The 22,121-nt window shown below is 45.1% G+C and carries 19 protein-coding genes; 1 reads left to right on the top strand and 18 read right to left on the bottom strand.

Annotated features, from left to right (window positions below; translation table 11 throughout):
- Positions 1-44: 44 nt before the first annotated feature.
- Both mutT and secA read right to left on the bottom strand, forming a co-directional pair.
- Positions 45-518, bottom strand: coding sequence for an 8-oxo-dGTP diphosphatase MutT (gene mutT, locus BI198_RS04485; protein ID WP_235605240.1), 474 nt, complete (start codon positions 516-518; stop codon positions 45-47).
- Entirely contained in the window at positions 502-3,228 is a 2,727-nt protein-coding gene (gene secA / locus BI198_RS04480) for a preprotein translocase subunit SecA (RefSeq protein WP_070048472.1), read from the bottom strand. The genes mutT and secA overlap by 17 nt, the downstream gene beginning before the upstream one ends.
- Positions 3,229-3,448: 220 nt before the next feature.
- On the opposite strand from secA, the gene BI198_RS04475 reads away from it, so the two are divergent.
- On the top strand, positions 3,449-3,910 hold the full coding sequence (locus tag BI198_RS04475; protein WP_070048471.1) for a DciA family protein: 462 nt from the start codon (positions 3,449-3,451) through the stop codon (positions 3,908-3,910).
- Positions 3,911-4,051: 141 nt separating this feature from the next.
- On the opposite strand, the gene lpxC is transcribed toward BI198_RS04475, so the two are convergent.
- The 16 genes from lpxC to mraZ all read right to left on the bottom strand — a co-directional run bounded on the left by lpxC (position 4,052) and on the right by mraZ (position 21,841).
- On the bottom strand, positions 4,052-4,963 hold the full coding sequence (gene lpxC / locus BI198_RS04470) for a UDP-3-O-acyl-N-acetylglucosamine deacetylase (protein WP_070048470.1): 912 nt from the start codon (positions 4,961-4,963) through the stop codon (positions 4,052-4,054).
- A gap of 277 nt (positions 4,964-5,240) precedes the next feature.
- Complete coding sequence (gene ftsZ / locus BI198_RS04465; RefSeq protein WP_070048469.1) at positions 5,241-6,461, bottom strand: cell division protein FtsZ; 1,221 nt, start codon at positions 6,459-6,461, stop codon at positions 5,241-5,243.
- 30 nt (positions 6,462-6,491) lie between these two features.
- Positions 6,492-7,727 (bottom strand): cell division protein FtsA, encoded by a 1,236-nt coding sequence (gene ftsA / locus BI198_RS04460; RefSeq protein WP_070048468.1) that lies wholly within the window; start codon positions 7,725-7,727, stop codon positions 6,492-6,494.
- Positions 7,724-8,476: a cell division protein FtsQ/DivIB gene (locus BI198_RS04455; RefSeq protein ID WP_070048467.1), complete on the bottom strand. Its 753-nt coding sequence runs from the start codon at positions 8,474-8,476 to the stop codon at positions 7,724-7,726. Before BI198_RS04455 ends, ftsA begins: the two co-directional genes overlap by 4 nt.
- Positions 8,476-9,411: a D-alanine--D-alanine ligase gene (locus BI198_RS04450; protein ID WP_070048466.1), complete on the bottom strand. Its 936-nt coding sequence runs from the start codon at positions 9,409-9,411 to the stop codon at positions 8,476-8,478. The genes BI198_RS04455 and BI198_RS04450 overlap by 1 nt, the downstream gene beginning before the upstream one ends.
- A complete protein-coding gene (murC, locus tag BI198_RS04445; protein ID WP_070048465.1) occupies positions 9,408-10,862 on the bottom strand; it encodes a UDP-N-acetylmuramate--L-alanine ligase in 1,455 nt (484 codons plus the stop codon). The genes BI198_RS04450 and murC overlap by 4 nt, the downstream gene beginning before the upstream one ends.
- A complete protein-coding gene (murG, locus tag BI198_RS04440; RefSeq protein ID WP_141728839.1) occupies positions 10,859-11,971 on the bottom strand; it encodes an undecaprenyldiphospho-muramoylpentapeptide beta-N-acetylglucosaminyltransferase in 1,113 nt (370 codons plus the stop codon). Before murG ends, murC begins: the two co-directional genes overlap by 4 nt.
- Positions 11,964-13,163, bottom strand: coding sequence for a putative lipid II flippase FtsW (gene ftsW, locus BI198_RS04435; protein ID WP_070048464.1), 1,200 nt, complete (start codon positions 13,161-13,163; stop codon positions 11,964-11,966). Before ftsW ends, murG begins: the two co-directional genes overlap by 8 nt.
- Entirely contained in the window at positions 13,160-14,485 is a 1,326-nt protein-coding gene (murD, locus tag BI198_RS04430; RefSeq protein ID WP_070048463.1) for a UDP-N-acetylmuramoyl-L-alanine--D-glutamate ligase, read from the bottom strand. The genes ftsW and murD overlap by 4 nt, the downstream gene beginning before the upstream one ends.
- Positions 14,486-14,489: 4 nt before the next feature.
- Positions 14,490-15,572 (bottom strand): phospho-N-acetylmuramoyl-pentapeptide-transferase, encoded by a 1,083-nt coding sequence (gene mraY / locus BI198_RS04425; RefSeq protein WP_070048462.1) that lies wholly within the window; start codon positions 15,570-15,572, stop codon positions 14,490-14,492.
- Complete coding sequence (locus tag BI198_RS04420; RefSeq protein ID WP_070048461.1) at positions 15,566-16,942, bottom strand: UDP-N-acetylmuramoyl-tripeptide--D-alanyl-D-alanine ligase; 1,377 nt, start codon at positions 16,940-16,942, stop codon at positions 15,566-15,568. The genes mraY and BI198_RS04420 overlap by 7 nt, the downstream gene beginning before the upstream one ends.
- Complete coding sequence (locus BI198_RS04415) at positions 16,939-18,396, bottom strand: UDP-N-acetylmuramoyl-L-alanyl-D-glutamate--2,6-diaminopimelate ligase (protein WP_070048460.1); 1,458 nt, start codon at positions 18,394-18,396, stop codon at positions 16,939-16,941. The genes BI198_RS04420 and BI198_RS04415 overlap by 4 nt, the downstream gene beginning before the upstream one ends.
- Positions 18,386-20,134, bottom strand: a complete 1,749-nt coding sequence (locus BI198_RS04410) for a penicillin-binding transpeptidase domain-containing protein (protein WP_070048459.1) — start codon at positions 20,132-20,134, stop codon at positions 18,386-18,388. Before BI198_RS04410 ends, BI198_RS04415 begins: the two co-directional genes overlap by 11 nt.
- Positions 20,131-20,439 (bottom strand): cell division protein FtsL, encoded by a 309-nt coding sequence (gene ftsL, locus BI198_RS04405; RefSeq protein WP_070048458.1) that lies wholly within the window; start codon positions 20,437-20,439, stop codon positions 20,131-20,133. Before ftsL ends, BI198_RS04410 begins: the two co-directional genes overlap by 4 nt.
- Positions 20,432-21,376, bottom strand: coding sequence for a 16S rRNA (cytosine(1402)-N(4))-methyltransferase RsmH (gene rsmH / locus BI198_RS04400; RefSeq protein WP_070048457.1), 945 nt, complete (start codon positions 21,374-21,376; stop codon positions 20,432-20,434). The genes ftsL and rsmH overlap by 8 nt, the downstream gene beginning before the upstream one ends.
- Positions 21,377-21,841, bottom strand: coding sequence for a division/cell wall cluster transcriptional repressor MraZ (gene mraZ, locus BI198_RS04395; RefSeq protein ID WP_070048456.1), 465 nt, complete (start codon positions 21,839-21,841; stop codon positions 21,377-21,379).
- Positions 21,842-22,121: the final 280 nt, after the last annotated feature.

The raw sequence follows: 22,121 nt of genomic DNA, 5'->3' as shown, positions 1-22,121 counted from the left end.
GCTTAAACTAGTAACAGACTTGTAGTACAAACAACCATAAAAGACTACATAAACTGCTGTTGCAGCTTTTCGACTATAGGTTGATTGGCATCGGGGAAGTTAAGTTGTGATAGCTGGGCGAAGCTGGCCCATTGTAGTGGTTGGCCTTCTAGGCCTTGGGCTTGACCAGTAAACTCAGTCACTAAGTAGATATCGAGTAATACATTGCGCTCTGGGTAGCTGAACGCTTGCTGCATAAAGGGTTCGGCGCTTACCACCTCTATGGCTAGTTCTTCTTTTAACTCGCGTGCTAGCGCGTTGTAGACGGTTTCACCGGCTTCTACCTTGCCACCAGGAAACTCCCACTTACCACCTTGATGTTGCTGCTTACTGCGCAAGCTTAGTAGCACTTGGTTATCACGAATTATGACACCTACAGCGACATGTAACTGTTTTGGCTTTAAAGCAACAGAGCCAGCGTTAGCTGACTCCGTTGTTATTGTTTTATTGTCAAACATCGGCTTAGACAAGTTTGCCATGGCATTGCTTGTACTTTTTGCCTGAGCCACATGGACAAGCATCGTTACGGCCAATTTTTTCGCCATCACGGATCACTGGTCCTTGCGCTACTTCGACAGGTGCTGTCTCAGGTACGTCAGCGCCTAACTGCTCAACTTCGTCATGTTGATAGCTATGCGGAACAGCGTCAGCCTTGCGGCGTTGCTCGTCTACCGCTTCAACGTCTTCTGCGGCTTTAACTTGCACTCGTGCTAGTACGCCAATAACGTCTATTTTTAAGTTTTCTAGCATATCTGAGAATAATTCAAACGCTTCGCGCTTATATTCTTGCTTAGGATTCTTTTGCGCATAACCACGTAAGTTAATGCCTTGGCGCAAGTGATCCATAGCTGCTAGATGTTCTTTCCAGTGGGTATCTAAGCTTTGCAACATTATGGCTTTTTCGAACTGACGCAATACATCTGGGCCAACCATTTGTTCTTTTTCTTGATACGATTTTTCTACTTCTTGCTGAATGCGCTCGCGTAGCTTTTCTTCAAACAGCTTTTTATCGTCGGCTAACCATTGTGTGATAGGTAATTCTAACGCGTAGTCAGCTTTTAAACGCTGCTCTAAGCCCGGAATATCCCACATTTCGTCTAACGACTCTGGCGGAATATATTGGCTAATTAAGTCTTCAACTACATCACCACGAATAACCGTAATGGTTTCGCTGATATCAGAAGCGTCTAATAACTCGTTACGTTGCTCGTACACAACTTTACGTTGATCGTTAGCCACGTCATCGAATTCTAATAATTGCTTACGAATATCGAAGTTACGCGCTTCTACTTTTCGTTGGGCATTTTCAATGGCACGACTGACCCATGGATGCTCAATAGCTTCGCCTTTTTCCATACCCAGACGGCGCATCATGGCTGACATCCGATCTGAAGCAAAGATACGCATTAACGAGTCTTCTAACGATAAATAAAACCGGCTTGAACCGTTATCACCTTGACGACCAGAACGACCGCGCAACTGATTATCAATACGACGTGATTCATGACGCTCAGTACCTATTATATGTAAACCACCCGACTCAACAACAGCATCGTGGCGTATTTTCCAGTCAGCTTTTACTTGGGCAATTTGCTCTTCGCTAGCGTCGGTTAAACCGGCTAGTTCAGCTTGTAAACTACCGCCTAAGACGATATCGGTACCACGACCTGCCATGTTAGTAGCGATTGTGACATTACCTGGCCGACCGGCATTGGCAATAATCTCAGCTTCGTTAGCATGGAATTTTGCGTTTAATACTTTGTGAGTGATTTTAGCTTTATTGAGTAACTCAGATAGATATTCTGAGCTTTCAATTGAAGCTGTACCCACTAATACCGGACGTTTAGCTTGTTGCTTTTTAATAATATCGGCAATAATGGCTTGGTATTTATCTTCAGCCGTTAAATAGACTAAATCGGCCATATCGTTTCGTACCATAGGCCGGTTTGTTGGCACCACGATAGTTTCTAGACCATATATTTGTTGAAATTCAAATGCTTCGGTGTCAGCTGTACCTGTCATACCGGATAGCTTTTCATACAAGCGGAAATAGTTTTGAAAGGTTATAGAAGCAAGGGTTTGGTTTTCGTTTTGAATATTAACGCCTTCTTTGGCTTCAACCGCTTGGTGTAAGCCTTCTGACCAACGACGCCCTTCCATAGTACGGCCGGTGTGTTCGTCAACAATAACAATTTCGCCGTCTTTAACCACGTAATCGACATCGCGTTTAAATAGTTGATGAGCACGTAATGCCGCATACACGTGATGTAATAAGGTAATATTAGCCGCTGAGAATAAAGTGTCCTGCTCGCCGATCATGCCCGCTTCGCGCAGCATATCTTCAACTTTAATTTGGCCTTCTTCGGTTAAGTAAACCTGACGCGCTTTTTCATCTAAAGTGAAATGGCCATCGCCGTGCTTACCCTCTTCGTCTTCTTGCTCTTGCTTAATGAGCTGTGGCACTAACAAATCAATTTTTTGATAGAGCTCAGAGCTATCTTCCGCTGGGCCCGAGATAATTAATGGTGTACGGGCTTCATCGATTAATATCGAGTCAACTTCATCGATAATAGCAAAAGCCTGATCGCGCTGAACGCGGTCGTCTGGCGAGAAGGCCATATTGTCACGCAGGTAATCGAAACCAAATTCGTTATTAGTACCGTAGGTAATATCGGCTGCATAAGCTTTTTGCTTATCAACGTGCGCCATACCCGGTACGTTGACACCAACGCTCATACCTAAAAAGGTAAACAGCGGCTCGTTTGTTGCAGCATCACGACGGGCTAAGTAATCGTTAACTGTAATAACGTGCACACTACCGCCGCCTAACGCATTAAGATACGCAGGTAGCGTAGCGGTTAAGGTTTTACCCTCACCGGTGCGCATTTCAGAAATTTTACCCTGATGCAGTACCATACCGCCAAGTAATTGAACGTCGAAGTGACGCATACCAAATACCCGAGTACTGGCTTCGCGCACGGTAGCAAAAGCTTCAATTAAGAGGTCGTCTAGCGTAGCACCGTCTTTTATTTTTTGTTTAAATTCGACAGTTTTATGCTGCAGCTGGTCATCGGTTAAGGCTTGATACTCCGGCTCTAGCGCATTGATTTGCTGTACTTGTTTTTGTAGTTTTTTTAAGAAGCGGTCGTTGCGGCTACCAACTAATTTGGTGAAAAGTTTTCCAAACATTATCCAGTTACCATATTAAGTTAAAACTGCAGTGCAGCCCTGGCTAGTTCATGCAAACCAGTATTTAAAGGTGAAAGTAATTTATGTGAAATTCTCACCATAATACGCTAGATATGGTGACAAATGCTAAAGCTTTCAATAGCCAATTTAGATTCTGCCAAAAAATACAGAAGCTGTTACACTACTTAGGCTATTAAATTATGTTGAGCGCGTTAAATTCATGGCACGTTATACTGAAAAACCAAAGGATATCAATAAGGTATTAGCCCATAGCTCGCTAGCAAACCAACAGCAGCAAGTTAAGCTAATGCAACAGCTGAATACGGTATTAGCGCAGGTATTACAACTAGAGCAACTTAGCTTTTGCCGAGTAACCAGCATTCGCGATGGCAGAGCTATTATCTTATGCAGCTCGCCCTCTTGGCTAACTCGGCTAAAAATGCAGCGCGATGCTATTCTAGACAATTTTCGCAAAAAAATCTTGCCTGATTTAGCCGGCATTGAAATTGAAGCTTCACCCACCGGCCAAACCCGCCAATTTAAGGTAGAAATTGCCCAACCTGTTGCGATGCAACATAATTTATCGGCGCAAGCGGCTGATGCCTTATTGTCGGTAGCAGCAGGTGCTGACGGTAAACTAAAGCAAGCGTTATTGAATTTAGCCAAGAATAGAGCTAAATGATTAAACTGCGGTGACAAGTGACGAGTTACAAGTGACTCAACAGCAGGTGACTAACGACTAAGAATCGAGTGCGGTATAAACAAAAAAGTCAGCTAATGCTTAGGCAATAACTGACTTTTTATGGATAGCTGGTAGCTTAGCTTATGCTAGCTGCGGCGCTAAATATGAAATAGGCATTTCTTCTTTGTGCTCGAAGGTCACAAATTCCCAGTTTTCTTGGTGCGCCAGCACTTCACATAACAATTGGTTATTTAAAGCATGGCCGGTTTTAAAGCTTCTAAACTCACCTAAAATACTGTGGCCTGCCATATATAAGTCGCCTACGGCGTCGAGAATTTTATGTTTAATAAATTCGTCGTCATAGCGTAAGCCGTCTTGATTTAACACCCGGTATTCATCTAACACTACCGCGTTATCAAAACTGCCACCTAGGGCTAAGTTATTAGCACGAAGGTATTCGACTTCATGTAAAAAACCAAAAGTACGCGCCCGGCTTATATCTTTAATAAAACCTGCTGCAGAGAAATCTAATTGCATATGCTGTACGGTTTCAGAAATAACCGGATGGTCAAAATCGATGGCGAAGTCAATTTTAAAACCATTATAAGGCTTAAACTCAGCCCATTTTTCACCGTCTTCTACTCGTACTGTTTTTTTAATCCGAATAAATTTTTTGGCTAAACGCTGCTCAGATACACCGGCTTCAAGTAATAGATAAACAAATGGATTAGCACTGCCGTCCATAATAGGAATTTCTTCCGAATCGACTTCAATTACTAAGTTATCTATACCTAAACCTGCCACTGCCGCCATTAAATGCTCAGTAGTTGATAAACGCACACCGTCTTGGTTGATCAAACAGGTACACATCACGGTATCGCCTACCAGTTCTGGCGACACTTTAAAGTCAACTATCGGATCCAGATCGACACGACGAAACACAATGCCTGTGTTATCGGGCGCAGGTCGGAGAGTAAGCGTAACCTTTTCGCCTTTGTGTAATCCGACTCCAATGGAGCTGACACTTTTATTGATGGTACGTTGTTTTGTCATAATTTAGTCCTGCTTAAAATTTAAAGCACCCTTAACCAAAACGGCGGCGAAGCATAGCACAAATAGGCTACCCTATCAAACGCTGACTGAACAACTGCTTAATAGCTGTGCAGCATTAAACGGCAACAGTTTTATAGCAATAACAGCCTATGCAGCAATTAAGCTACAATTTTAACCCAGCCAAGCACTCAGCAATTAACGCTGTGCACTTAAACTCAGCACTCAAAACTCAGCACTCAAAACTCAAAACTCAACACTCATTACTCAGCACTAATACTTAGTCTGCTTGCTTGCGCAAAAATGCTGGAATATCAAAAATATCAATATTCGCTTTGCTTTCTGCTTGTGCTTTAGTAGCAGGTTGCTGCTGACTATTAGCATGGCTATGAGCATGAGTATTTGCATGTGTTTGCGCTTGTGGCTGCTCAACACGTACTGTTTGTGTTTCTGATTGCAGCGCATTGCCACCTGCAGTACCGTACACCGGACGTGTAGTTTCTTGCTGACGGTTGCTTTGCACTAAGCTGATATCAGGACGACGCTCTGCACCAATACCTGTTGCGACAACTGTGACACGTAATTCGTCTTGCATCTCGATATCAATTACCGCACCTACAACGACAGTAGCGTTTTCAGAAGCAAAGGCTTTAACCGCATTACCAACGATTTCAAACTCTTCGATACTAATATCTAAGCCAGCTGTAATGTTGACTAAAATACCCTTAGCACCTGATAAGTCGATATCTTCTAATAACGGGCTTGAAATTGCTTGTTCTGCTGCTTCTTCTGCACGATCTGGACCTGACGCACGGCCACTACCCATCATAGCAGTACCCATTTCAGCCATTACCGTACGCACATCGGCAAAGTCGACGTTAATTAAACCCGGACGGGTAATTAATTCAGCAATACCTTGCACAGCACCCAACAATACGTTGTTAGCGGCTTTAAATGCATCTAGTAAACTAGTGCCTTTACCTAATACTTTTAATAGCTTGTCGTTAGGAATAGTGATTAACGAGTCAACATGCTTGCTTAGCTCTAAAATACCTTCATCGGCATAAGCTGTACGCTTTTTACCTTCAAAAGGAAACGGCTTAGTCACAACAGCAACGGTTAAAATGCCTAACTCACGGGCAATTTCAGCAACCACTGGCGCTGCACCGGTACCTGTACCACCACCCATACCAGCGGCGATAAAGATCATATCGGCACCTTGGATAGTTTTTTTGATATTTTCGCGGTCTTCTTCTGCTGAACGACGACCAATTTCTGGGTTAGCACCGGCACCTAAGCCTTTAGTTACCGTGGCACCTAGTTGTAAGGTAATATTGGCTGACGAATTACGTAATGCTTGCGCATCCGTATTAGCCGCAATAAATTCTACCCCTTCAATATTGCTGGCAACCATATACTCAACTGCGTTACCGCCGCCGCCACCAACACCTATTACTTTAATTACAGCTTCTTGGCTGTGGTTTTCCATTAATTCAAACATAGCTCTCTCTCCGTTTTTTACGCTTGTATCTTAAAACTCGCCTTTAAACCAGCTGCTGATCCGTTTAACGAAACTGCTCACTGAACTGCGAACATCGGCAGATTTTTTCTGCTCTGTGCGCGCATCTTTACCGTATAACAACAACCCGACTACACTGGCGTAGGCCGGATCTTGTACATACTCTTTTAAACCGCTGATATGCATAGGCTGACCTACGCGTACCGGCATTTGAAATATATCTTCGGCAAACTCTACTGCACCTTCCATTTTGGCGGTGCCACCGGTTAGCACAATTCCTGCAGCCACTTGCTCTTCAAAGCCAGAGCTGCGAATTTCTTCTTGTACCAGTTCAAATAATTCTTGATAACGTGGCTCAACTACTTCAGCCAAGGTATGACGTGACATAGAACGTGCTGGACGACCACCAACACTAGGAACTTCTATGCTTTCTTCTTTACCTACCATGCTACGCAGCGCGCAAGCATACTGGACTTTAATATCTTCTGCATGACTAATTGGTGTGCGGAATATTTTAGCGATATCGCTAGTGACTTGGTTACCCGCTACCGGGATCACTGCGGTATGGCGTAAAGCGCCATTAGTGAAGATAGCAATGTCGATTGTACCGCCGCCAACATCCACTACGCAGACACCGAGTTCTTTTTCGTCATCGGTTAATACCGCATAGCTAGAGGCTAAAGCGGTAAAAATAAGCTGATCAACCTGCAAGCCACAACGCTCTACACATTTTTCAATGTTCTTGGCCATATCATTAGCACAAGTGACAATATGGGCTTTAGCTTCCATACGTACACCTGACATACCAATTGGGCTTTTAATGCCTTCTTGCATGTCTACCGAATACTCTTGAGGTAATACATGCAACATGCGCCGTTCAGCTGAAATAGGAACTGACTTAGCAGCATGAATAACATTTAATACGTCTTCTGCTGTGACCTCAGTGTCGTTAATCGGCACCATGCCACTTTCGTTTTGACAACGAATATGTTTGCCAGAAATACCTAAATAGACTGAAGATACATGGCAATCTGCCATTAGCTCGGCTTCATTAATCGCCCGTTGTACGGCTTGTACTACTAAGTTCAGATCATTAACGCCGCCTTTATCCATGCCGCGCGATACATGAGTACCCACACCAACAATACTTAAGCGATTGTCAGCCGTGATCTCACCTACCACCGCTTTAATTTGGGCAGTGCCTATATCTAAACCTACGATCAAATCTCGTTCTAACGACTTTGTCATGCTTTTCTCTTCGTATCATTATCGCTGTAACGCACAGCTATACCGGTGTCGTAGCGTAAATCCACTTCGCTAACTGGTTCATTTTTATGTTTAGTTATCACCGGATACAATTCAACAAAACGTTGTACCCGTTTTAATATATCGTCACGACCTAACTTTAACGCTACGCCATTGCTTAAGGTTAATTGCCATGAAAAACGCTCAGTTAAGGCCAGGGTTAATGGCGTAAACTGATGCAAGGCTAATAAACCCTGAATATGCTGGAACATGTCCAAGGCATCCTGCTCGCTGCCTTCTGGGCCAGTTAACAAGGGCAAGTCGGTTTTCAGCTGCTGCAACGGTGCGCTAAACAAAGCACCGTGTTTATTTATTAATTGTTGCTGATTCCAACGTGCCACCGGTTGTTGTTCTGTTACTACTACCACTAGGGCATCAGGCCATTGTTTGCGCACGGCGACCTGAAATACCCAAGGCTGCTGTAACAGGAACTGCTGCACTTGGTCCACATCCACCCGAAAAAAGTTACCTACATACTGCTGTTGCAACACGTGATGCAATTCTGCAGCATCAATATGCTGAAAATCGCCATACAGTTTAACTTGCTGCACTGGTGCATTTTGTTGGCCTTGCAGCCAAGTATTTAACGCCACCCCTGCCCAAATTAAACCGGCAACCGAACACAAGAAAAACACCAAGCCAGCATAGAATGCGCCTGTTTGTTTAAATTGCATGTTCGGCCAGTTAATCATTAGCGTTGCTGCTCCGTTTGATGAGCGCTATGTGCATCTGTTTGAGAAAGTATCGCTACTACCAATTGCTGAAAACTCATCCCTGCCGCTTTAGCGGCCATAGGCACTAACGACTTTTCAGTCATACCCGGCACAGTGTTTACTTCTAATAAATAATGTTGGCCTGCGCTGTCCATCATTAAATCGACCCGGCCCCAACCGCTAGCGCCTACAGCTTGAAACGCTTGTAACGCACATTGCTGCATTAGCTCAGTTTGCTCAGCGCTAATCGGTGCTGGGCATAAGTACTCGGTTGAATTGGCTTGGTATTTTGCTTCGTAATCATAAAAATCACGTGGCGTGCGCATTTCAATAATCGGCAACACTTGGTTATTGACAATAGACACCGTAAATTCCCGACCACTGATCCAGCGCTCGACTAATATTTCGTTGTCATACACCAGCGCCGTTTTAATCGCTTGCTCTAGCTCGGCTACGTTACTTGCTGCACTCATACCAATACTTGAGCCTTCATTGGCAGGCTTAACCATTACTTTGCCGCCTAAATCGGCTAACAGCTGGGCAAAGTCGGTATCTTCGCTATGCACTACGGCAAAAGGTGCGGTAGCCAAGTTTTGGGCTTGAAATAAACGCTTACAGCGAATTTTGTCCATAGCTAAGGCCGAGCCTAAAACACCACTGCCGGTATAGGCTAAACCTAAGGTTTGCAATGCGCCTTGCATGCTACCGTCTTCACCACCGCGGCCGTGTAACACAATAAAGACTTTATTGGCGCCGCTACTAACTAATTCCGTTAACGGTTGTAACTTAGGATCAAAGCCAAATGCATCGACACCACTGTCTAGCAAGGCATTAAGCACAGCGGTTCCTGAGCGTAGTGACACTTCACGCTCTGCAGAATGTCCACCTAATAGCACGGCGACTTTTTCTGTCATATGCCTGCTCCTGTAGATTGTTTTAATTGTTGAATGTTTAATTCCATCGCCGCTAATTGCTTAACTAAAGAGCCAATATTGCCGGCACCTTGGGTAATTAATACATCACCGTCTTGCAACACATCGGCAATATTGCTGGCTAATTCTGCAGGCGTAGCAACATAAATAGGATCAAGCTGACCACGAGTACGAATTGACCGACATAAACTGCGACTATCGGCGCCGGTAATGGGCGTTTCGCCCGCTGCGTAGACTTCTAGTAGCAATAAACTATCGACACTGGATAACACTTTAATAAAGTCATCATATAAATCGCGGGTACGGCTATAACGATGCGGCTGATAGGCCATCACTAAGCGGCGCTCTGGCCAAGCTGCACGCACAGCAGCAATAGTGGCGGCAACTTCAGTGGGATGATGACCATAATCGTCGAGCAATAATACTTTGCCGGTCCCGGTATCAAACTCACCGTATTGTTGAAAGCGACGGCCGATACCTTCAAATTGGCGTAAGGCGTTTAAAATGGCGGCTTCACTAATACCTTCATCTACGGCTACTGCAAAAGCTGCCGTGGCGTTTAAGGCATTGTGTCTACCCGGTAGATTTAACACCACTAGGCGCTGCGCACCACTTGGATCGGTGATAGTAAATTTACTTTGCGTACCCTGTTGCGAAAAGTCACTTATCACATAGTCAGCATCTGGGTTAAAACCATAAGTTAAAATAGTCCGGCCAATTTGCGGAATTAACTCACGCAAAACCGGGTCATCTAAACAAATAACGGCTACACCATAGAACGGCAAGTTATGACAAAATTCGATATAAGTGTCTTTCATTTTTTCAAAGTCGCCCTGGTAGGTATCCATATGGTCGGCTTCGATATTAGTGATAACAGTCGTCAGCGGTTGTAAATGTAAAAATGAAGCATCGCTTTCATCGGCTTCTGCAATTAAATACCGACCTGCGCCTAAACGGGCGTTAGAGCCAGCTGAATTTAATAGTCCACCAATAATAAAAGTAGGATCCGTTCCGGCTTCAGCAAAAATAGAGGCTAAAAAACTTGTGGTGGTGGTTTTACCGTGAGTTCCGGCAATCGCTATACCATGCCTAAAACGCATTAACTCACCGAGCATTTCAGCGCGGCGCACCACTGGAATGCGTAATTCACGCGCAGCTTTCACTTCTGCGTTATCTGAATGAATAGCACTCGATACCACCACCACACTGGCGCCAGCAATATAGCTTGCGTTATGGCCAAAATGTATCACCACACCCAGTGAAGCTAAGCGATCAGTCACCGCATTTGCCGCGATATCTGAACCGGATACGTTGTAACCTTCATTGACTAAAACTTCAGCAATACCACCCATACCCGCACCACCAATGCCGACAAAGTGGATGCGCTCTACTCGGCGCATGGCGAGCTTTTGCTGTTGAGGTGCCTGATTCATATCGTTGTTCCTGTTACGGGCTGCGCCACAGCTTGCTGACAAAATTGCACGACCTGCTCGGTGGCATTATCTAATGCACAGGCTTTGGCAGTGCTAGCAAGTTGCTGTAATTGCGTTTTATCTGTTAACCATTGCTGCAGCATCGGCAGCAAGTTGGCAGCCGTTAATTCTGTTTGTTTTATTACTAACGCCGCCTGTTGTTGGCTTAACCAATGGGCATTAGCGGTTTGATGATCATCAATCGCATTAGGTAACGGCACAAATATGGCCGCCACACCGGCACTCGCTACTTCACTAACCGTAGAAGCACCAGCACGACAGATCACAACATCGGCCCAGCGATACGCCGCGGCCATGTCATCTATAAATGCTGCCACATCAACACTTAACCCTGGCTGAGCCAGTGCGTTATAACGCTGCTCAGTGCTGGTTAATAACGCCGTACCGGTTTGATGCTGAACATTAACTTGTCCAGCAGCAGCGGCTGCGGCAAAAATAACCGGTAATTGTTCATTTAAGGCTTTAGCCCCTAAGCTACCGCCGATGACCAGCACATTTAATGTTTTACTGGTGTTATGTTGCTGACCGACATTAATTAACTCGGCGCGTACTGGGTTACCCACTAGCTGCTGTTTAGGCAAGGCTGCAAATGCGCTTGGAAATGCCACTAATACGTTGCGGGCAAATTTAGCTAATAGTTTATTAGTGCTACCGGCCACGGCATTTTGTTCATGAATAATTAATGGCACTTGGCTTAACCAAGCGGCTAAACCGCCGGGGCCACTGGCATAACCGCCAAAGCCAAGCACTAGGTTTGGCTGCACAGTATTAATAATGCGTCGTGCTTGCCACACCGACTTAATTAGCATCCAAGGCGCTTTTAATAACGACAATGGGCTTTTGCCACGTAAGCCAGAGATTTGAATACTATGAAATGGCAGGCCAAATTTTGGCACTAACTGGGCTTCCATGCGGTCTTGGCTGCCTAACCAATGTACTTGCCAGCCTTGGGCTAATAACGCCATAGCCACAGCTTTTGCAGGAAATATATGCCCGCCCGTACCACCAGCCATAATTAAAATGCGAGGCGATTTCATTGGCTTAGTCATGACGGCCACCACTAATAGCCTGACGGCCTTTAAATCGAGTTTCAAAATCGATACGCAGCAATAATGCAGCAGCTACCAGCATTACCACTAAGCTACTACCCCCTGAACTAACAAAGGGTAACGTTAAACCTTTAGTGGGTAATGCGCCGGTGGCGACACCGATATTAACGGCGGCTTGAAAACCAATCCAAATAGATAAGGCGTAAGCTAAAAAGCCATGAAAGCTCATGTTTTTGGCCAAGGCGCGCTGACCAATGCGTAAAGCGCGATACACCAAAGTAAATAGTAACGTTAGTAAAATGGTCACACCAATAAAGCCCGTTTCTTCGGCGATAACGGCTAAAATAAAGTCGGTATGCGCTTCAGGTAAGTATTCTAGTTTTAAAATACTGTTACCTAAGCCTTGGCCAAACCAACTACCACGACCAAAGGCCATTAAGGATTGGGTTAACTGATAGCCACTACCAAACGGATCAGCCCAAGGATCTAAAAATGCGGTAACCCGTTTCCAGCGATATTCGCTATAAAAAATTAACGCCGCGATTAATAACAACCCGGTGACGATAAGCAGCATAAATTGCCAAATTCGCGCGCCAGCTAAAAATAATAACGCGACTGTGGTGGCAAACATCACTATCACAGTACCTAAATCTGGCTGCATTAGTAATAAACCCGCAAATACGACCAGCACTAACAACGGTTTTAAAAAGCCTTTAAAGTTATCACGTACTTCTTCGTGCCGACGTACTAAGTAACTGGCTAAATATACAAAAAAGAACAGTTTTGCTGGCTCTGCGGCTTGAATGCCAATCGGGCCAATTGATAACCAACGGGTACTACCATTAACATTTTTACCTACAATTAACACCGCAATTAACAGCGCTAAGCCCGCAATTAACAGCAACATATTACTGCTATGCCACCACTGCACGGGCACAGATAACACGACAACGGATAAGCTAATACCTATGCCGATATACACCAAGTGGCGTATGGTAAAGTGCAGCTCGTTATCAAATAATCTTGAAGCAACGGGTACCGAAGCACTAGTAACCATTACTAGGCCAAAGCATAAAATAAGCATTAGTAAAATCAGAAACAATTTATCGTAAGCGGCACCATCATCTACTTGCCACCACTGCTGCAATACTTGAATCGGGTTTTGCCATTGCGATAATGCTAACTGTTTCATAGCACCTCCGCTTTAACTGCTTGGACAAACTGATCGCCACGCTCGCCATAGCTGCTAAACATATCTAAGCTGGCACAAGCAGGTGATAACAACACCATATCGCCGGCTTGGGCTATTTTGGCTGCAGCTGCAACCGCTGCGACTAAGCTTTTCACTTCAATGCTATTGGCTGTTAATGCCGCTATTGCTGGACCGTCTTTACCTAAGGTAATTAACTGCTGCACATCGCGCTGTAAAACAGGCTGCAGCTCAGTCAGATCGGCGCCTTTACCATCACCACCGGCGATTAATATTAATTTACCTGCTACGCTGGGTTTTAAACCGGCAATCGCAGCTAAAGTCGCGCCTATATTGGTCGCCTTGGAGTCATTAACCCAACGTATACCCTTATGCTCTAGCACTAAAATGCAGCGATGAGCTAAAGGTTGAAACTGTTGTAATGCTGATATTAAACCGTCACGGCTGGCACCTGCAGCTAGGGCTAAAGCGGCAGCGACTATGGCATTAAATTGATTATGGGCACCAAACAAGCTCATCTGTGCTACTGGCAATAAGGCTGCGCCAGCGACTTTTAGCCAAGCTTGCTCGTTAACCTGACAGATACCAAAATCAGCATCCGCTAAGCTGACTCCTAAGGTTTTTTCGGCATCTTGTGGCATTGTGGCCGCATCATCAACATTAAATACTGCTAATTTAGTGTGTTGGTATACCCGCTGTTTCGATGCCGTATAAGCGGCCATATTGTTATAACGATCTAAGTGATCGGCACTAACATTTAAAATGCAGCTCGCCACACTATGCAAAGACTGGGTAGTGTCTAGTTGAAAACTCGAGAACTCCAGTACAAACACATCAATGTTAGGCTGAGTGATGGCATCTAATACCGGCAGCCCAATATTACCGGCTGCTAACGCATTAATACCACTGCGCTGCAGCATGGCTTCCACCAACTTAGTCACGGTAGATTTACCATTAGAACCGGTAATAGCAATAATAGGTTTTTGGCAAAAGCGTGCAAATAATTCCACGTCGCCCACTAGCTCTACGCCTTGAGCCACGGCAAAACGAATCGCCGGATGACTCGGCGCTAAACCTGGGCTTAGCACGATCATATCCATTTTAGCTAAGCGGTTTGCATCTAACTTACCTAAGTAAATACCATCGACTTTTTCTGCTGCAATCTGTTCAATCGCCGCAGGCTTAGCCCGACTATCCATTAACACCGGTTTAATGCCTAAGCTTTGTAAAAAGCGCACAGTCGCCAGACCTGATAGGCCTAACCCGACTACTGCAATACGCTTTTTAGCTAAACTTTGCATCATTTTCTTATCTCAACTTTAAGGTGGCTAAGCCAACTAAGACAAACATGATGGATAGGATCCAAAACCGGACGATAACTCGCGGCTCTGGCCAGCCTTTTAATTCATAATGGTGGTGAATGGGCGCCATGCGGAAAATACGTTGGCCGCGTAATTTATACGAGCCGACTTGCAAAATAACCGACATCGTTTCCATCACAAAGACACCGCCCATAATAAACAGCACGATTTCTTGGCGAACTAAAATAGCAATAACACCTAAAACTGCGCCTAAGGCCAACGAACCCACATCCCCCATAAACACTTGCGCTGGGTAAGTGTTAAACCATAAGAAACCTAAACCGGCACCAATAATGCCGGCACACATCACGACTAATTCGCTGGCATGAGGCAGATAAGGGATATTTAAATAAGTAGAAAAATTAACGTTACCGCTAACATAAGCAATAAGAGCGAAAGCTGAGGCCACCATAATGGTAGGCACTATAGCTAAGCCATCTAAGCCATCAGTTAAATTAACCGCGTTACTGGTGCCGACTATGACAAAGTAACTTAAGGCGATAAACATAATGCCTAATTGCGGCATAACATCTTTAAAGAAAGGCACTAGCAGCGCGGTTTCAGCCGGACGCTCGGCTGTAACGTATAAGAAAACAGCGGTCATAATGGCAAATAGCGATTGCCATAAATATTTCCAGCGGGCAATAAGGCCTTTGGGATCCTTACGGATCACTTTGCGGTAATCATCAATAAAGCCGATGGTGCCAAAGCTGACTAAAACAAATAACACTACCCAGACATATTTATTGCTTAAATTGGCCCATAACAAACTACTAATCAGCACTGAGCCTAAAATTAATAGTCCGCCCATGGTGGGTGTGCCGCTTTTAGAGAAATGGCTTTCTGGGCCATCGCTACGTACCACTTGGCCAATTTGCATTTTTTGTAAGTAAGCAATCAGCTTAGGACCAAAATATAAGCTGATTAATAACGAGGTTAAGATCCCCAGAATGGCTCTGAAGGTCAAATAACTAAAGACATGAAACGCATTAAAATACTGCGTGAGGTATTCTGCTAACCAAACTAGCATGGGTTAATCTCCTGCTGACAACTTTCTAGCAAGTCTTGCACAACTAACTCCATCTTCGCGCTACGCGAACCTTTCACTAGTAGGGTGACTTTCTGCTGTTCATTAATGGTAGCGAGCAAGCGTGAAACTAGGGCCTGTCGCGAACTAAAGTGAGCGCCTTGTTGTTGCAACAAGTCACTGGCGCTCTGTGATAACACACCAAGGGTGAACAACAGATTAATACCGGACTTTTTAGCGTAAAAACCAATTTCTTCGTGATATAAACGGGCATCTGCACCTAATTCGCCCATATCGCCCAGCACTAATATTTGTAAGCCCTCATACGAAGCTAATAAATCTATAGCCGCTTTTACCGACTCCACATTGGCATTGTAGCTATCGTCGATAATGCGTAACTCTGGGCTAACTTGCAGCACATTAGTTCGGCCTTTAACTTGTGGCATACTGGCTAAAGCTAATTGCACTTGACCTAAACTAGCGCCTAAATTCATACAACCTGCAGCGGCGGCTAAGGCATTATTAACATTATGCTTACCCGGTAAGGTTAGCGTAATGGCGATATCACCTTGCGGGGTATGCAGCATAAATCGCGCACAACCATCTGCGGCTAACACTATGTCGGTTGCGTAGTAGTCGGTCACTTGGCTGGCCGAGAATTGCTGCACCTTTTTACCAACTAAGCGCTGCAACCAAAACGGCGTAAACTCACTATCCGCTGGAATAATGGCCACGCCATCGCTGGCTAAACCGAGGAATATTTCACATTTTGCCGTTGCCACGCCCGCTACACTGCCAAAACCTTCTAAATGCGATGCGGCAACATTGGTTATAATGGCGACATCAGGTTTAGCTAAGGCGGTGGTATAAGCAATTTCACCTTGGTGATTTGCGCCTAGCTCTAATACCGCGTATTTATGCTGCTCGGTTAAGGCTAATAATGTTAATGGCAAACCTATGTCGTTATTAAAATTGCCTTTAGTGGCCAATACCGAGCCAGAGCAGGTTAAAATAGCCGCCATCATTTCTTTAACTGTGGTTTTACCAGCACTGCCGGTCACTGCAACGCAAGGTAAGGCTAATTTCGCTTTTACTGCAGCACCAAGTTGACCTAAGGCAATACGACTGTCGGCAACAATAATTTGGCTAATATCGACATCAACTGGCCGTTCAACAATCACTGCCGTTGCGCCTTGGGCTTTAACGTCTGCCACAAAATTAGCGGCATCAAAGTTCGGGCCTGTTAAAGCAATAAATAACTGACCTGGATTAATGTTACGGCTATCAGTACTAACGCTGTTAATCTGCACATTAGCGCCGACTAAGCGACCTTGAACGATTTCTGCAATGGCTTGGCAACTTAAGTTAATCATATTGATAACTCCGTCACTAGTTGCTGCACATAGCCGCGCTCATCGTAGGCTATTTGTTGCTGGCCAATAATTTGTATTGTCTCGTGGCCTTTACCGGCAATTAACACGATATCGTCAGGCTGGGCACTGGTTAGTGCTAACTTAATGGCCGCTTGACGATTAGGTTCTATTTGATAACGCGCATCTGGGCTCATACCAGCGGCAATATCTTCACAGATGGTTAAGATGTCTTCGCTACGCGGGTTATCTGCGGTAATAATGACATGATCTGCATATAGCTCGGCAATTTGGCCCATTATTGGCCGCTTACCTTTATCCCGATCACCACCACAGCCAAATACACACCATAAGCGACCCGCGCTATGCTGTCTTAATGACAATAAGGCTTGTTGTAAGGCATCTGGGGTATGGGCGTAATCAATAACAGCGGCAAATTCATCGGTGCAAATAAACTGCTCCATCCGACCTGGCACGGCTATTAAGCTGGTTGCTGCTTTAACTAAGGTAGCTAAATCGTAGCCAAGTAATTGCAAACTGCCGATTGCTGCCAACACGTTCTGGATATTAAATTCGCCTAATAATGGCAAATGTAAACTATGCCGCTCAGTGGCATTACTGATAGTAAATTGATAGCCGCTGGTGGTAGCAATAACATCGGAATAGGCTAAAAACTGACTAAAACCCTGACACTGTTCGCGATTACCATACACCAGTAAAGGTACTGTTATGCTGCCCGCTAACTGACGACCAAATTCATCAGCGACATTAATCACTGCCGCTTGACACATATCAGCTTGAAACAATGCCGCTTTTGCTGCGCCGTAAGCTTGCATAGAGCCGTGATAATCTAAGTGATCTCGGGTTAAATTGGTAAACACGGCAACATTAAACTGTAAACCGGCTAAGCGCTGTTGGGCTAAAGCATGAGATGACACTTCCATCGCCACTAAATCGGCCTGCTCAGCTTTAGCTTGGGCTAATATTTTTTGCACTTCGACATAATGCGGCGTGGTATTGGCTAACGGAGTTAAGTTATTAAAATTGCCATAGCCTAAAGTGCCAATAACTTGCGCATTGCGCTGAACACTTTGCGCTAATTGATTAATAAAGAATGCCGTACTGGATTTACCATTAGTGCCAGTAATACCCACCAACGCCATATCGGCAGCGGGTTGCTGATAAAAGCTTGCCACTAAGCTGGGTAATATTTGCATTAATTCTGGCAGCACTATTACCCGTGAGTCTTCGACACCAGCGCTATCTGTTAGCACTAAAGCCGCACCTTTAGCTAAGGCTTGGTCGATAAAATCTTTGCCATGCTGAGCAACACCCGGGATGGCCAAAAACACATCGCCCGCAGCAACATTACGGCTATCTAGCTGTAAATGCCTTAACTGATAATTGTGTTGTAGTGGATAAATATTCTCTAACCACTTCATTGCATTAACCAGCATTGGCACCTCCAGCAATTGAAATCTGTGCCTGTTCGCTGGCATCTGGCGCTAAATTTAATAACTGCATCGATGCGCCCATAATTTTAGCAAATACCGGTGCAGCAATTTCACCACCATGATAAAAATCACCCGCTGGCTCATTTATCACCACTACGCAGGCTAAACGTGGCTTGGAGATAGGTCCAACACCAGCAAACGACGCCACATAATCTTCACCATAACCACCGGCAATGGCTTTACGTGCCGTACCTGTTTTGCCACCGACGCGATAACCGCGAACTTGAGCACGCGTTGCCGTGCCACCTGGTAATACGTTGGCTTCCATCATTTCCAACATGGCTAACGCATTTTGCCGGCTAAGCACCTGCTCGCCAGGATGAATTTCGCTGGTTTTTAAAATACTTAAAGGACGGCTTACGCCACCATTCGCCATAGTGGCGTATGTTTTTACTAACTGGGCGGCGGTTACCGATAAGCCATAGCCAAAAGATAATGTAGCGCGTTCAAAGTCAGACCAACGACTGCGATGGCTTAACATGCCACTGCTTTCGCCATTTAAGCCCAAGCCAGTATCAATGCCTAAGCCCATATTGGCGTAGACACTAAGCACGTGCTCGACTGGCATGGATAACACTAATTTACTTACGCCAACGTTACTGGAGCGTCGGATGATGCCGGTTAAGTCTAAGGTTTTATTATTAACGCCGTCACGCACCCAGCTACCACCAACCCGCATATAGCCGGGGCTAGTTTCTACCACCGAGCTTAAACTAGTGGCGCCAAATTCTAACGCGCTTAGCACCGCTAAAGGCTTCATAGTCGAACCCGGCTCAAAGGTGTCGGTAATGGCACGATTACGAAATAAATATGCGGGGACATTGCGTCTATTATTCGGGTTAAACGACGGGCTATTAACCATGGCCAGCACTTCGCCGGTTTGCACATCGACCACCATGGCTGAACCCGAAGTGGCACCATAAGACAGCACGGCTGATTTTAATTCGCGATAGGTCACTGATTGAATACGCTGATCAATACTGAGTTGTAAATTATTGGCTTTCTCCGCTCGCTCGCGGGTAATCACTTCGATTTCGCGGCCTTTGGCATCTTTGCGAATAACCTTGCGCCCTTCAGTGCCGGTTAAATAATCATTAAAGCGCTTTTCGATACCTTCAACGCCAACGTCATCAACGTTAGTAAAACCTATTAACTGCCCGGTAACTTCACCAGCAGGGTAATAACGACGCGACTCTTCACGAAAATAAATCCCAGGCACTTTTAATTGCCGCACATAGCCGGCTACCGCAGGATTAACTTGACGTTGCAAATAGACAAAACGTCGCTGAGTGTTACTGCCAATTTTATTTAATAACTCAGCTGGGGTCAGTTGTAATATTTCTGCAAGGGCATGCCAGCGACGTTCATCAGCAGCCGAATTTTTTTCAATCACAATTTTTGGATCGGCCCAAATGGCTTCAACCGGTACACTGACCGCTAATTCTTCGCCATTACGGTCGATTATCATGCCGCGCATCACACTGTCAGATTCAATGCGTAAACTGCGCATATCACCTTGGCTAATAAGCATGTCCGGTTCAATCACTTGCAACCAAGCTGCCCGCGCTACTAAGGCAAAAAACACTGAAGTTAACAGCACCATTACTAACGCAAAACGCCAGCTTAGTACTGACGGTGAGGTTCTGGCTTTGGCCTGGGGTGTTTTTTTGCTTCGGCTCATGGCATCGTCACCGTTATGTCTTGAGCGCCACTAGGCCGGATCATATTGAGCCGATGCCGCGCTATATCTTCTACTCGACTGTGCTCAGACAACGATCGCTGCTCTAGCAGCAAGTTACGCCATTCAATGTCCAGCTGATCACGTTGCTGATACATTTTATCTTGGGCGGTAATTAACTGCCGATTTAAATGGGCAAAATGGACTATAGCCAGTGCACTAACAATACACGCGACCAACAACACCATGGCAACTTTTTGCTGCCATAATTGTTGGCCAATAATGCGTGGTAAGCTAATGCTACTCATGTGCCTGCCTTTGCGCTATACGAAGCACTGCGCTGCGCGCTCTAGGATTAACACTTAACTCTGTATCCGACGCTTTAATGGCTTTGCCGACTAAACTTAACTCGGTACGTTTTTGCATTTGCGCTTCGGTTAATGGAATACCGCGCGGAATAGGCTCACCTTTAGCGTAGCGGCGCATAAACTGCTTAACTAAGCGATCTTCTAGCGAGTGAAAGCTAATAACCACTAAGCGGCCACCCGGCTTTAACACTTTAAGTGCAGCAAGTAGTGCTTGGTTAATTTGGTCTAATTCGCTATTGATATAAATACGGATAGCTTGAAAGCTACGCGTTGCAGGATGCTTTTTTTCTTTATTACTTTTAGGCACGCTGTCACTAATAAGCTTGGCTAATTCAGAGGTGCGGGTAAAAGGCGTTGCCACGCGAGCAGCCACGATAGCTTGGGCGATACGCCAAGCAAATTTTTCTTCGCCATATTCTCTTAGTACAAAGCTAATGTCTTCCACGTCGGCGTGGGCTATCCATGCCGCGGCACTAATGCCACTGGTTGGGTCCATGCGCATATCTAATGGCCCATCACGCATAAAGCTAAAACCACGGTCTGCATCATCAAGTTGCGGCGACGAGACGCCTAAGTCAAGTAAGATACCATCGACTTGACCGACAATATTTTGTTTCTCGGCTATTTCCGCTAAAGCTGAAAAGGCGCTGTGAGTAATATGAAAGCGAGTATCGGCACTAAAAGCGGCCGCAGTGGCAATGGCTGCAGGATCTCGATCTATGGCGAATAAGCGCCCTTGAGGCCCTAATTGCGCTAAAATGGCCCGACTATGTCCGCCACGGCCAAAGGTGCCGTCAAGATAGCAACCGTCAGGCTTGATGGCCAAGCCTTGCAGTGCTTCTTCTAGTAACACAGAGATATGGGCTGAAGTAGTCATCTACAGTGAAAAGTCCTGTAATCGTTCTGATAACTCAACGTCACCGGCTTGCGCTTGTTCTAATGCAATATCTTCTGCTGCACGCGCTAGCCAAGCAGTTTCGTCCCAGATTTCAAATTTATTAAGTTGGCCAACTAAACGAATGTTTTTATTTAGCTTGGCATGATTGCGTAGTAAAGCTGGCACTAAAATTCGGCCATTTTTATCCATTTCACAGTCCGTGGCGTGGCCTAACAGCAAACGCTGTAAACGACGTGCCTGAGGGTCCATGTTGGACAGCTTATTTAATTTATCTTCAATAATTTCCCATTCTGGTAACGGGTAAAGTAATAAACAGTTATCATGAATATCGATGGTGCAGATTAAATGACCCTGACAATCAGACAGCAAGGTATCACGGTAGCGTGCGGGTAGCGCTAACCGTCCTTTCACATCCAATGTCAATGTAAATGAGCCACGAAACATTAAGTTACCTGCATCCTTTAATCTGAAACTTACTGTAATTACTAGGGGCTTTTTGTAATTGAACCGCTTTTCGATCCACTATTATCCACAATTCCCCACGAAGATACAGTTTAGGGTGCAGCTTTGTCCAATGTCAAGGTAAAAACTGAATCGATTAACGGTTAGCTAAGCCAGTAAAAATAAGCGTTACAACAAATTTTAACAATTAGGTGGGAAAATGTGGGGTTATCATCGCGCTAGGGTTATTGCTAGCGCAGACAGGCCGCTGCTTGTGCCTTTT

The sequence above is a fragment of the Rheinheimera salexigens genome (assembly GCF_001752395.1).
GTDB classification, from domain to species: domain Bacteria; phylum Pseudomonadota; class Gammaproteobacteria; order Enterobacterales; family Alteromonadaceae; genus Alishewanella; species Alishewanella salexigens.
The sequence above is the reverse complement of the archived record's forward strand: the minus strand, read 5'-3'. Positions and strand labels throughout refer to the sequence as shown.